The organism is Archangium sp., assembly GCF_036277355.1.
Classification (GTDB): Bacteria; Myxococcota; Myxococcia; order Myxococcales; family Myxococcaceae; genus Archangium.
This window is the reverse complement of record NZ_DASUNC010000203.1, coordinates 1-12,413: the sequence shown is the minus strand read 5'-3', so window position 1 is coordinate 12,413 and position 12,413 is coordinate 1. Positions and strand designations below refer to the sequence as shown.

The 12,413-nt window shown below is 70.1% G+C and carries 9 protein-coding genes; 1 reads left to right on the top strand and 8 read right to left on the bottom strand.

The window, feature by feature from the left end; genetic code table 11:
- Positions 1–338: 338 nt before the first annotated feature.
- From VFZ09_RS50030 to VFZ09_RS50020, 3 genes are all read right to left on the bottom strand, one after another.
- Complete coding sequence (locus tag VFZ09_RS50030; protein ID WP_329734965.1) at positions 339–2,072, bottom strand: peptidase MA family metallohydrolase; 1,734 nt, start codon at positions 2,070–2,072, stop codon at positions 339–341.
- Entirely contained in the window at positions 2,072–5,224 is a 3,153-nt protein-coding gene (locus tag VFZ09_RS50025) for a DUF4175 family protein (protein ID WP_329734964.1), read from the bottom strand. Before VFZ09_RS50025 ends, VFZ09_RS50030 begins: the two co-directional genes overlap by 1 nt.
- A gap of 168 nt (positions 5,225–5,392) precedes the next feature.
- Complete coding sequence (locus VFZ09_RS50020) at positions 5,393–5,977, bottom strand: MarR family transcriptional regulator (protein ID WP_329734963.1); 585 nt, start codon at positions 5,975–5,977, stop codon at positions 5,393–5,395.
- A gap of 146 nt (positions 5,978–6,123) precedes the next feature.
- Between VFZ09_RS50020 and cobT the strand changes: the two genes are divergently transcribed.
- On the top strand, positions 6,124–7,194 hold the full coding sequence (gene cobT, locus VFZ09_RS50015; protein ID WP_329734962.1) for a nicotinate-nucleotide--dimethylbenzimidazole phosphoribosyltransferase: 1,071 nt from the start codon (positions 6,124–6,126) through the stop codon (positions 7,192–7,194).
- 38 nt (positions 7,195–7,232) lie between these two features.
- Here cobT and VFZ09_RS50010 read toward each other — a convergent pair whose 3' ends face one another.
- The 5 genes from VFZ09_RS50010 to VFZ09_RS49990 all read right to left on the bottom strand — a co-directional run.
- Positions 7,233–7,949, bottom strand: a complete 717-nt coding sequence (locus tag VFZ09_RS50010; protein ID WP_329734961.1) for an Imm52 family immunity protein — start codon at positions 7,947–7,949, stop codon at positions 7,233–7,235.
- A 9-nt stretch (positions 7,950–7,958) separates the two neighbouring features.
- On the bottom strand, positions 7,959–9,713 hold the full coding sequence (locus VFZ09_RS50005) for a Tox-REase-5 domain-containing protein (RefSeq protein ID WP_329734960.1): 1,755 nt from the start codon (positions 9,711–9,713) through the stop codon (positions 7,959–7,961).
- Positions 9,710–10,723 (bottom strand): calcium/sodium antiporter, encoded by a 1,014-nt coding sequence (locus VFZ09_RS50000; protein WP_329734959.1) that lies wholly within the window; start codon positions 10,721–10,723, stop codon positions 9,710–9,712. The genes VFZ09_RS50005 and VFZ09_RS50000 overlap by 4 nt, the downstream gene beginning before the upstream one ends.
- A 46-nt stretch (positions 10,724–10,769) precedes the next feature.
- Positions 10,770–11,240 carry an NUDIX hydrolase gene (locus VFZ09_RS49995; RefSeq protein WP_329734958.1) on the bottom strand — a complete coding sequence of 157 codons (471 nt, stop codon included), beginning with the start codon at positions 11,238–11,240 and terminating at the stop codon, positions 10,770–10,772.
- A partial coding sequence (locus VFZ09_RS49990) for a DUF2380 domain-containing protein (protein WP_329734957.1) occupies positions 11,237–12,413 on the bottom strand: 1,177 nt, incomplete at its 5' end. The genes VFZ09_RS49995 and VFZ09_RS49990, both read right to left, overlap by 4 nt.

Sequence of the window (12,413 nt, the reverse complement as noted above, 5' to 3'; positions counted from 1 at the left end):
CGCCCCACCACCCTCGGCCGCGCTCCCAGCGCCCTCGCGCTCCTCTGCGTCGGCGTTCGCGGCCTCCAGGTCTTCGTTGGGAGCGTCGGCTCTGGCTGCGGCCGCCACCCGAGCCTCAACCGCGCGCTCCTCTGGCACTGGCCTCTTGAGCTGTACCTGCCCCCAGTGGCGACCGCTGACGCCAGCGTTCCGCCCATGGGGTAGCCCGTGGCACATGTCGTCTGTAGCACAACGACCAACAGCGCCAGCGCACCCGGGGCCATGTGGACAGAAACCATGTCCGGGAGCTTGGAGGACCCGCTCATCTGGAGGAGTCGTCTTTGTTCGCTCGCTGTCGGCTACCTGCCGCCGTCCGTCGCGGGGGCCGCGGGCGCGGGCGCGGCGTCCTTGCCCGCGGGGGTGTTGAGGGAGGCCTCGCCTTCGACGAGCTCCTTGTCCTCGCGCATGAACTCGCGGGACACCTGCTCCACATCCTCGGGCTTGAGGCCGGTGAGCACCACGCTGGCCGCCCTGGTGCGCGTGACGAGCGCCGTCTCCCCGAGTGCCCCGTGGATGCGCATGAGCGCGATGTGGATTTCGGGGTCGAACGGGTCCGCCGCCAGCGCCTCCAGGTAGGCCTGTTTGGCCTTCGGGTAGTCCTTGCGGAAGAGCAGGATGCGGCCCAGGTGCACGCTGGTGCTCGGCGAGCCCGGGTGCACGCGCAGCGAGCCGCGCAGCACCTTCTCCGCCTCGTCCAGCCGCCGCAGCTCCAGCAGCGCCAGCGCGTACTTGTTGGACACGGACTCGTACTTGTCGCCCACCAGCCGGTGCGCCTTGGCGTACTCCTCCGCCGCCGCCTTGATGCGGTTGCGCTCGCGCATCAGCTCGCCCAGGTGCGCGAACTTGCGCGCCGGCACCTCCGTCACCTCCGCGAAGTCCCCGAAGGAGATCTCCCGCCCCTTCTTCTTCTCGTCCTGCTCCTTCGCGTTCTCCTTGAGGACGACCTTCTCTTGCGGCAGCAGCTCCTGCGGGAAGGGCTGCTTCTTGATGTGCGCCAGCCAGTTCTTCTCGAACTGGGCGAAGGACATCCCCGTGGCCGACTCCACCGCCTTGCGGTCCGGCTTCCCATCCCGCAGGCCGAGGATGATCTCCCGCAGGCCCTTGTTGCCCTGCGTCTCGTACACGTAGTCGATGGCGTAGTAGACCTCGGCGAAGGCCGTGGCCGCGTCCTCCGCCGTGGGCAGCATCGCGATGGACGGGTGCATCTTCTCGAAGGGGATGAGCTTGTCCTCCTTCACCCGCCGCCCCAGCAGCGCCTGCGTCGAGGGCGTCATCGCCAGCCCCGGCTTGCCCCGCCAGCGCGACTCGAGGAACTTGGCCAGTCCCTCGTGCAGCCAGATGGGCACCGTGTTGTGGCTCATCTGGCTCACCACCAGGTGGATGTACTCGTGCGACAGCGTGTCCTGCCAGTCGTAGCCCCGCGCCACCGCCTTGGGGCTCGTCACCATCAGCTTGTTGAACTTGCAGATGGCGATGGTGCCCGTCGTCTGAATCTGCTGGTACGTGAGCGTGCTGACCTTGGAGAGCTCGCGCGCGTTGTTCACCACCTCCACGCGAATCTTGCCTCCCGGCGGCCGGTGTCCGAGGTCCTCGGCGAGGGCGCGGTGGATGGACTCCAGCGTCTCCAGCGCGTATGGCACCAGCACCTCGTCCTTCCCCTTCGGGTAGAAGAAGATGAAGTGCTCGCTCTCCGCGCGCGCGTAGTCCTTCACGATGGCGCGCGTGTCCTTGGCCAGCCGCAGGTAGCTGCCCGGCTTGTCCTCGATGTTCGCCGCCTGCAACAGCTCGATGGCCTCGTCGTAGCGGCCCTCCTCGAAGGCCACCCGGCCCTGGAAGTATTTGAGCGGCTCGACGTCCTCCGGGACGATTCCCTCCAGCGCCTGGAGCTCGCGCCGCGCTCCCGGCACGTCCCAGGCGTCCAGCGCCGCTTCCACCTTCCCCAGCCGCTCCTTGGCTTCCGCCTTCAGCGCGTCCTGGGCCTGGGCGCTCGTGACGAGGAACAGGGACAGCAGGGCGAAGACAACCCGGTTCATCACTTGACCAGCTCCTCGTAGTAGCGCTTCACCTGGTCCTGGTACTTCTCCGGCGTCCCTTCCTTCATCGCGTCCAGCAGGTCCTTCCGGAACTCCTTCGGCGCCTGGTACGCCTCCTCGTCCGGAATCTCCACCTTGTCACGTGGATCCCGCCCGTTGCCCTGCTGCCGGCCCATGCCCATCGGCAACGGCAGTCCGCGCCCCTTGCCCCGGCCCCGCTGGCTCTCCTTCATCTGCTGCTGGAATTGCTTCAGCCCCTCCAGCGCCGCCTGCTGCTCGCCGTAGCCCCGGTTCGCGTCCTTGCCCTGCATCCGCTGCGCCGCCTCGCCCATCCGCCGGCCAATCTCGTCCATCTGGTCTCCCGCCTCCTGGCCGAAGATGGGCGCCATCTGCTCCATGTCCTGCATCTGCTGGCGCAGCTCCCGCGCCTTCTGCTCCAGCGACTGCTGCTGCTGGGCCAGCTGCTGCAACTGCTGCTTCTCCTGCTGCCCCATCTGCGAGCCCGGCGGCGGGAAGAGCGACTGCAGCTTGCGGTTCACGTCCTCCACCGTCCTCGCGTCCTTCTCCAGCTGCTCGGCCAGCTGCGCCGACTGCTGGCGCACGTCGTCCGGGTTGCCGTACAGCTCGTCCAGCGCGCGCTGCTGCTCCCCGTAGCTGGACAGCTGCTGCGCCGCCTCCGACGCCCGCTGCGCCGCCTCCGCCGCCAGGTCGAAGTCATCCACCTTCAGCGCGTTCTTCGCGTTCTCCAGCTCCGCCTGCGCCTCCTCCAGCGGCCGCGACGCCCGGCTGTTGAGCTCGTCCGGCTTCAGCTCCTGGTAGTGCTTCTGCACCTGCTCCAGCTGGCGCTGCAGCTCCTCCTTCATCCCCCGGCCCTTCTCCGCCAGCCGGTCCTTGTTCTGCTGCCGCGCCTGGTCTCGCAGCGCCTTGGTGGCGTCCGCCACGCGCTGCTGCTCCTGCGCCGTCTTCTGCAGCTCGTCCATGAACTCGCCGAACTTCCTGGCCAGCTCCGGGTACTGCTCGTTGCCGAACTCGTCCTGCGCCTCGTTCAGGCCGTTGAGCATCTCGTCCATCTGCATGGACAGCTCCTGAAGCTTCGCGAGCGCCTCGTCCGTCTTGCCCTCGCGCATCAGCCGCTCCACCTCGTCGAGCGCGCTCTGCATGTCCTGGTCCTTCATCATCTCCTGGAGGGCCTCGGCGTTGAGGTGCTCGTCCCGGATGCCCTGGCGCATCTCCGCCATGCGCTGCATCAGCTCGTCGATGCGCTTGCGCACCTGTTGAATCTGCTGCATCACCTGCTCGCGCACCTGCTCGTCCGGGTTCTGCTTGTACTGCTCGATGAGGTTGGCTAGCTCGCGCCGCTCGGAGGCCAGCTGCCTGGCCAGCTCCTGCAGGGCCTCCAGCTTCTGCCGGTCCAGCAGCGACTCCAGGTAGAGGATGTCCTTCTCCAGCTCGGCGATCTCCTCCTCCACCAGCACGCCCAGGCGGGCGCCGGTGCCGAAGTCATCGCCGCCCGTGCGGCGCTGCTGGGTGCGCAGGTAGATGCGCCGCAGGTCCCCGGTGGCGCGCACCCTGGGGCCCAGCGTCTGCGCCACGTTGGCGAGCGCCGCGACGAGCTCGGCGGGGTTGTCCCGCTCGCGGCCCAGCTCCTGGGCGAGCGCGCGCATGTCCGTCACCAGCGTCTGCCCGCTGGTGTCCACCGTCTGCGCCGCCGTCACCTTCTGCACGTCCTTCGTCTTGTCCCGGTCCGGGCCCTCCATGCGGTCCGCCAGGTGGTCCACCATGCGGCCCCAGAGCGCCTCGGCCTTCTGCAGGGCGGCGCGGCGGTGCTCGGCGGCGCTGTAGACGCGCAGCACCTGCGTGCGGCTCACGCCCCGCTTGGGGCCCTCCACCGCGTCGTTGTCCTTCGCCTCCACGTAGTAGGAGATGCGGTCCCCCGCGTCCACCTTCAGCGAGCCCAGGTCCCACGTATAGGTGCCCTTGTCGCGCCGCCCGTCCTCGCGGGGCAGGGGAATGCGCGTCTCCTCCTTCGCCCCCGGCGTGCGGAACACGAGCGCCAGGCCGTTGAGGCCGTAGTCGTCGCTGGCCTCGTACTTGAGCGTCACCTTCTGGCCCGGGTCGATTTCAATCTCCGCCGCGGGCGTGAGCAGCGTCACCTGGGGCGGGGTGTCCGCCTCCACGTTGAGCGGGATGTCCGGGCCGGTGGCGATGGCCTTGCGGCCCGTGCCGTAGAAGACGAAGTGGTAGTTGCCGGTCTTCTTCGTCACGAAGGTGCCGGTGAGCTCGCGCTTGCCGTTGACGGTGAGCGGGAGCGTCTCGCCATTGACGACGAGCTCCGCGCGCTCCACCTCGCGGTCCGAGCGCGTCTTGAGCAGCACCTCGGTGCCGGCCGGGGCGCTGATTTCACCGTTGGTGCCCGGCACGGTGCGCGGGGCCATCCCCGTGTAGGCCGGGTAGCGGTACGTCAGCTCGATGTCGCCGGTGATGGGCTCGCGCTGCTCTGCCCGCACCCTCTGCCGCGCGGAGCTGAGCGCCTTGTCCCACCCGGCGCGCCAGGACGCACCAGCCAGGCCCAGCACCCCCATCAGCACGAGCGCCACGCCACCCACCGCGAGGCCCGTGTGCTTGAGGCGCGTGGAGTCCACCACCGTGCCCGGGTCCACCTGGGCGGCGCGCAGGTCCATCTGCCGCAGGAAGGCCTCGGCGAGCTCCGCCGAGTGCTGGGGCTGCCGGCCGCGCTCGCGCGACAGCTCCACCGCGGCGAGCACGTCCAGGGACAGCTGCGGCTGGCGCTCGCCGATGAGGCGCGCGGTGCGCTGGTCATCGCCCACGGTGCGCAGGGAGAGCCACACGCCGAAGGCACAGGCCACGAGCGCGCCGGCCACCGGGGAGAGCAGCAGCAACCAGCGGCCGGCCGCCGGGGCGGCGAGGGCCAGGAAGCCACCGGCCACGGCCAGCACCAGCAGGGTGGCGGTGCCCAGCAGCGCGCCTTGCAGCCAGAGCTGGCGGCGTTGGCGGGCACGGACCGCGGCGAGCAGCCGCTCCACGCCCGGCGAGCGCGGCTCCGCCTCGGGCGCCGGAGGCGGGGCAGGGGGCTGCGGGGGAGGCGGAGGCGGGAGCTCCGCGCCTGGGGTTTGCGGGGATTCGAGGTTCACGCTGTCACGTCCGCTCGGTCGCGTGGCAACCCATGGCCGGGCCGCCTATTTCCCAAATCTGTAGCAGGCCCGAGCGCACGGCGCGTCCCCCTGTCCACCGGGGGGGTTGCTTCCGGTGCCGGGTGTCCGCCGGTGGAAGCTTGACGGCTGACCAGGAAGCCGGGGGGTTCAGCGGCTGGCGCTCTTCGAGGAGGCCAGCTCGCCCGCGTCTCCCGCCGGCCCTTGCTCGTCGTCCTTGGGCGAGTGGCCGGTGGGGTGGTCCTGGGGCTCCCCGGCGCCCAGCTCCTGGGCGAGCGCCATCAGCACCTCCTGGGCGTTCTGCAGGCGGGCGCGCGGCACGCGGGAGATGGCCCGCTGCACGGCGCTCTCCACGGTGCCCTCGGACGGCACGTCCAGCGCGCGGCCCGCGTCGGTGAGGGCGAAGAGCGCCTTGCGCCCGTCGAGCGGATCCGACTTGCGCTCGAGCAACCCGCGCTTCTCCATCCGCTTGAGCACCCCCGTCAGCGTGCTGGGGTGCACGTGCATGATCTGCGCGAGCCGTCCCGCGGTGATGCCGGGGAAACGGCCCACCAGCCGGAGCACCAGCCGCTGCGGGCCCGTCAGCCCCAGCGTGGCCTCCATTCGCTTCGACGTGGATTGCAGACCGTGATCCACCGCCCAGAGCAGGCGCATGAATTCCAACACTTCGCCAAGGGGGGGGCCTTTGGACTTGTCCGCTTGGGTGGCCTCGGTGGCCTCGTCAGTGGGCTTCATTTCTACAGTGTCCCCCAAATTCTACCTTCCTGTCGCGTACTCCCTCCCGGACAGGTAGTTCATCCAGGCCTTCCCTGCCTGGAAAATGCATTGCCCGGCGGGCCAGGGCGGGCTAGGGCGCGCGCGCTCCCACCAGGGGAGACGCCATGCCTTCGTTTGACTCCATACTTTCAGCCATTCCCGAGCCGGACACCAGGGCGGCGCGGCGGTGTCAGGCACTTCTGGACGAAAAGACGAAGCCGAGGGGGAGCCTGGGGAGGCTGGAGGAGCTGGCCTGCCGGTTCGCCGCGCTGACGGGCAGGCCGGTGCCGCCGTTGCCGGGCAAGGCGGTGGTGGTGATGGCGGCGGACCACGGGGTGGTGGAGGAGGGGGTGAGCGCCTATCCGGCCGAGGTGACGGGGCAGATGGTGGCGAACTTCGCGAGAGGCGGGGCGGCCATCAACGCGCTGGCGAGGCAGGTGGGGGCGCGGGTGGAGGTGGTGGACGTGGGGGTGCGCCACCCGGTGGAGGGGCTGGAGGGGGTGAAGGTGCGGCGGGTGGGGCCGGGGACGGCGAACTTCACGCGGGGGCCGGCGATGACGCTCGCGCAGGCGCGGGCGGCGCTGGAGGTGGGGGTGGAGGTGGCGGTGGGGCTGGCGGACGAGGGCGTGGGGCTGGTGGGGCTGGGGGAGATGGGGATTGGGAACACGACGGCGTCGAGCGCGCTGACGTGCGTCTTCACGGGGCTGGCGCCCGAGGCGGTGGTGGGGCGGGGGACGGGGGTGGACGACGCGGGGCTGGCGCGCAAGGTGGAGACGGTGAGGCGGGGGCTGGAGGTGAACCGGCCGGAGGCGGCGCGGCCGTTGGAGGCGCTGGCGAAGGTGGGGGGCTTCGAGCTGGCGGGGCTGGCGGGCGTGGCGTTGGGCGCGGCGTCGAGGCGGGTGCCGGTGATGATGGATGGCTTCATCGCCTCGGTGGCGGGGCTGGTGGCGGCGAGGTTGTGTCCCCAGGTGACGCCGTACCTGCTGGCGAGTCACCTCTCGGTGGAAGTGGGGCACGCGCGGGTGCTGGAGTTGCTGGGGCAGCGGCCGCTGCTGGACTTGGGGCTGAGGCTGGGGGAGGGCAGTGGCGCGGCGCTGGCATTTGGCCTGGTGGACGCGGCGCTCCGGGTGCTGCACGAGATGGAGACGTTCACCGGGGCGAGGGTGACGGACGTTCCGCCTCGCGCGGGGACGTGAGCGCGTGCGCTGCGCGCCTGGGTGAAGCAGGGGTCGGCTCAGAAGAGGCTCTTGAGCATCCCAGCACCGTCCAGCACCGCACGCACGTGGTCGGCCAGGGCGACGTGCGCCGGCTCGTGTCCGTTGAAGCGTTCCGGCGTGAGGATGATGAGAGAGCCCTGGTCCTCCATCGGCTCGACGCGTACGGGCTCGGGCAGGGGCGGCACCTCGCCCATCCGGTGTGAGAAGTACATCAACCAGCCCGTGTAGGGCTGGCCCACGGGATGCTCTCGCACCCGCTGATAGGCGTCCGAGAAGACGACACCACAGTCAGGCTCCCAGGCCAGCACCATGGCGCGGAGGAGTCTGGCCAGTACAGGCACGGTGAGCACTCGCTCCGAGCCCGGCTCCTCCCTGGGCAGATTGAGCAAACAATTGTTCAAGGACCCCACGGCGTCATAACCACAGGTGAACCTGACCGCGCCACCCCGCTCATCCTCTTCATGCCCCGTCCAGGCTCCAAGCATGAAGCCGACATTTCCGAGCCTGTATCCCCTCTTCTTGAAGAAGCGTGTGAATGTTTCGGCGGAGGGCTCGAATCGAAGCTGGAGCGCCTTCTTGCGCGAGTCCGCTTTTTCGAACCAGCGGGTGTAGATGGGATCGCACTCCGAGAGCAGGCGGAAGAAGGTCTCGGCCCGTCGGGCACACACCTCCGCGGACTCCACCCGGCATCCCCAATAGACAGCGGCGTCGTAGGTATCCATCGTCTGAGACACGCCCGAGGGCTACGGCGGTGTGTAGACCACGTCAATGCCCCTGATGCTTTCCTTCTGGAACAACCCCTTGAGGATGTCCACCATCCTGGGTTCCGCGACATGCCAACGGATGGGGGTGCCGTTGGCCACCCGGCTCTGCCGCCTGGCCTGTCTGATGAGCCTCTCGGCCCCCTTGAAGTACTTTCTTGCCTTGAGGTCCGCATCGAAGTGCTTGTCGTAGCCCAGGCCCTTGGTCTCCTTCAGGACGCGCTGGTTCAGGTCGAAGCCATCGAAGTCGGCCTTCTCGCCGTTGCGCCACACGCGGTACACCCAGCCCGCGGGCGCCTTCGTTACCTTGTGCTGGAAGGCGCGTGAGCGCGGCGACATCCGCTCGTTCTTGGGCACCCACTGCCCCGGCCCGCCCACCGGCGGCACCCAGCCGCCACCTCCGCCCGAGCCCACCTTGGCCAGGTGCAGGCCCCAGGTGACGCCCAGCCCCTGGCCCGCCATCGTCACGGCCCGCCCGGGCACCGCCACCAGCCGCAGCACCAGCTCGCCCCGCTTCGTCAGCGTCAGCAGCGGCACCGACAGCCGGCCGAGCTTCTCGCCCCACCCCACCGCCTTCACCGCCCCCGCTCCCGACGTCCCCACCGCCAGCAGCACGTTGGCCAGCAGCCGCGACACCTCTCGCACCTGCTCGCCCCGAGGCCTCTGGCGGAAGGCCTCCCGATACTCGGGCGCGTTCTGGAAGAGCACGCGCACCGCTTCCGGCAGCCGCGCCAGTCCCTCCAGACTCTCGCCGGGGTGGAACACGAGTTGGCCCAGGCTCTCGAGCGTGTCCACCAGCGCCAGCCCCGCTCCCTCCAGCGCGGGCAGCACCACGCCGTCATCCGGCACGTAGGGGCCGAGGGGCTTCACGCCACGGGGCACCTCCAGCCCCGTGTCCACCGGCCACAGTTGCCCGTCCTCCACCGCGTAGAAGGGGCCCACCTCGTAGCGGCCCGCCCGTAGCGTACCGTCCTCGGCCAGCCGCACTTCGCCGGCCCGCTGCACCGCCTCGCCCGTCACCGCCCGCACCAGGTAGCCGTCCGGGCGCACCACCCGCAGCCGGTGGAAGCGGTCCATGCGCGCGTGCAACTCCTCGCGCGTCACCGGCCTTTCGCCCGTGGCCACCTCCAGCAGCAGGTGCGCCGCCATGCGCTGGCGGGGAAACTCCCCCAGTCCCGCCTCCGCCTCCAGCAGGTGCCCCAACAGCCGCATTGCCTGCTGGGGCGACAGGGTGCTGCCGTCTTCCGGCAACACCTCGGGGGACACGCCCACCTGCACCAGCAGGCCCTGGAAGTGGTCCACGCTGAAGGGCACTGCCCAGGGGCGCCCGTCCCCCACGCCATCCCTCCAGCCCACGAGGCCCTCGTCCTCCAGCGGCGCGTCTTCCCCTCGCACCGGGCGGCGCCTCCGCGAGCCGGACTCGTCCCCAGGCGCGTCCGCCCTCATGGCCGGGGCACCGAGCCCCTCGTCGACATCGTCCTCCGGGTCATCCTCCTCGTCGGGCGGAGGTGAGTCCCCGGGCGGCACCGCCGTCCGGACGGCGTCCACCACGGGCCCGTACGGGCGCGCATGCGTGGAGAATGCGGGCGTCAGGCGGCGGGAGCCGTGTCCGGGGAGCAGCCCGGCCAGCGGCGCGCCCGTGGCGCACCCGCCCAGCACCAGCAGGGCCCACGTCAGCACCACACGGCTGGAGCACCAGCGCCCGGCAGGCAGCCCTTGGGGCGAAGGCAGACTCATGTGGCCGCGCTCACTCCCATCCACACCTGCCAGGCCATGAAGGCCAGGTAGAGCACGAGCAGCAGCAGTCCCTCGGGCCGGGTGATGGTCCAGTCGAAGCTGACGGACAGGGGGAAGAGCAGCAGGGTGAAGCCCAGCAGCACCAGGAGGATGGACATTCCTCCCGCCGGCAGCGGCACGGTGGCCATCACCGCCACCGTCCCCAGGATGAGCAGCAGGTTGAAGATGTTCGAGCCGATGATGTTGCCGAGGGCCATGTCCGCCTGGCCGCGGCGCATCGCGATGAGGCTGGTGAAGAGCTCGGGCATGGTGGTGGCCAGCGAGACCACGGTCAGCCCGATGAGCTGCGAGGACATGCCGAGCGCCCGGGCCGCGCCGACCGCCCCCATCTCGCCCAGCTTGCCTCCGAAGCCCAGCAGCGCGAGGCCGCCGGCCACCATGGCGGAGGCGAGCTGCCACGAGACGACGGGCTCGCGCTTCGCCACCTCCCGGAGGTCCTCGGCGAGCTCGGCGCCCACCTGCGCGGGCTTCCTCGCCGAGCGCAGCAGCATGGCCAGGAAGAGGCCGAAGCCCGCGATGAGCACCAGGCCGTCCACGCGCGACAGGCCGGGGCGCTCCGCCTCCAGCATGGGCGGCAGCAGGGCGAGCACCAGCAGCACCACCACCGCGCCGAGCAGCGCGGGCAGCTCCCGCCGCAGCAGCGAGGACTGTACCTTCATGGGCCGCACCAGCGTCGACAGGCCGAGAATCAGGCCCATGTTGGTGAGCGAGGAGCCCATCATGTTGCCGAAGGACAGCGCCGTGTCGCCACCGGACGCGGCCGCCACGTTGAGCGCGAGCTCCGGGGCCGAGGTCCCGAAGGCCACCAGGGTGAGGCCGATGGTGAGGGGCCGCACGCCACGGCGCTCCGCGAGGGCCACCGCGCCCTTGACGAGCAGGTCCCCGCCGAGCAGCAGCAGCACGACGCCCGCCGCGAAGAGGCCCAGGGAGGTCAGCAGTCCCGTTTCCATGGGCCCTGTCCTATCCGAAACCGGCGCCTATGCGCGGTGGGGATGTTCAGGTTTCTTCGTCGGGCAGCAGCGTGAGGAGCAGCTCGTCGTCGGGACCGAGCGGGCGCCAGCCAGGTGGTGGCGGTGTGGCTCGGAGTGCTGCTCTGGCCCTCTCGACGCGCTTCTCATGGGTTTCAGGGGTGTAGGCAGACCACGAGCCGAGCGCCAGGGCGATCTCTCCACGGGTTGCGTCGTCCATGACGGACGGCCAGCCTTCAGGGAGGCTCTGGAACAACATGCGTACGAGCATACTGCGCACCAGACGAGTGACCTGCTTGTGCCGCTCCGCCTCGGCGAGCAACCCACTGAACACCTGCACCCCGGCGATATCGTCCGGACCAAGCTCCTCGGCCAGCTCCACCAACGAGGCCGTAGGGCGAGCCTCGGCGAAGGCGGTGAGTGAATCGTAACCCCGCTCGCGGACCCGCTCGTACAGGCGTGCCTTGATGTTGCCCTGCCACGCACGTCCGTCGCTCATCGCCCTCTCCTGCTGATGAAGTTCATCGGGATTGCGTACTCCTTCATGCGCTCCGCGACGTTCTTGAGTATTTCATTTCGTGTCAACATCCGTCCGGCGTCGATCTCGGCATCGCGCAGTGCCTTCATGATCATCCGGTTCCACTCACCGGGCCAGGTGCGCCCCAGCTTCCAGTTCCCCCCACCATGGATGGCTTGGTGATGAGCCTGCTCCAGCCTGACGCAGAACTGGTCGATATCCATCTCGCCGGTGAAGCCGCGCTTGTTGAACCACTCGCGGAACTCTTGCGGCATGACGTGGTGCCCTGGTGGCTCGGCCATGCCGGCTCCCGCCTTGTCCGTCACGCGCATGCCGCGCACTTCCGGCCCCTCGCCCAGGGCCTCGCGCACGCCGCGCGGCAGCTCCCCGTGCGCCATCATCACCTGGCCGGCCTGTATCCGTACCGCCGCGCTGACGGCGGGAAGTGACAGGACGCCGGCCCGCACCAGCCGCTGCATCATCTCCACCCACTCGGCGGAGACGACAACGCGCGTGCCCATCATCACTCCGTGCGAGCCCACCATGAAACCCATGCCCAGCGTGACGGGAGCCGCCGCGCGCAGCGCGGGCAGGGTGAACTTCAGCGCCGACACCAGGGTGAGCGCCTCCGCGGCCTCCTTGAGCACCAGTATCTTCTGGAGGGTCTCCGCTCCCTTGCGCACGGTCTCTCGCAATGCCGCGAACTCGCGGGTGAGGTGGCCCACCAGGGCGGGCATGTCCTCCGCCGCCGCCTCCACCCGCGCGGGCTCCAGCGAGGAGAGCGCCGTCAGGGCGGGCTCGAGCAGCGTCTGGAAGCGCTCCATGTCCACGTACAACCACTCCACGCTGTAGAGGCGGCGGGAGAGCGCGTCGTCGGTGAGGAGGAGGAAGTCGAACCAGACGGCCAGCAGCAGGGAGCCGAGCATGGCGGCCTCCAGCCGGGGACCGGCCAGTCGCAGCAGGGCCAGATGCATGTCCGGGTCCTCCACCTGGGAGGCGGCGGTGGCCAGGCGGGTGGCGGCGGCCAGCTCGGCGTCCATCCACCGCAGCTGACGTTCCCCATATTCGATGTAGCGGACGAAGATGCCGTTGCCCGCACGAGCGATGCCCTGGTGACTGGCCCGGAGTCTGGGCAGCTCACGGGAAAGGCGGCGG

What these genes read in the sequence shown, in the direction of transcription:
- VFZ09_RS50030 (WP_329734965.1), bottom strand. Translation starts at nt 2,072, where the DNA reads ATGAACCGGGTTGTCTTCGCCCTGCTGTCCCTGTTCCTCGTCACGAGC.
- VFZ09_RS50020 (WP_329734963.1), bottom strand. Translation starts at nt 5,977, where the DNA reads ATGAAGCCCACTGACGAGGCCACCGAGGCCACCCAAGCGGACAAGTCC.
- cobT (WP_329734962.1), top strand. Translation starts at nt 6,124, where the DNA reads ATGCCTTCGTTTGACTCCATACTTTCAGCCATTCCCGAGCCGGACACC.
- VFZ09_RS50005 (WP_329734960.1), bottom strand. Translation starts at nt 9,713, where the DNA reads ATGAGTCTGCCTTCGCCCCAAGGGCTGCCTGCCGGGCGCTGGTGCTCC.
- VFZ09_RS50000 (WP_329734959.1), bottom strand. Translation starts at nt 10,723, where the DNA reads ATGGAAACGGGACTGCTGACCTCCCTGGGCCTCTTCGCGGCGGGCGTC.
- VFZ09_RS49995 (WP_329734958.1), bottom strand. Translation starts at nt 11,240, where the DNA reads ATGAGCGACGGACGTGCGTGGCAGGGCAACATCAAGGCACGCCTGTAC.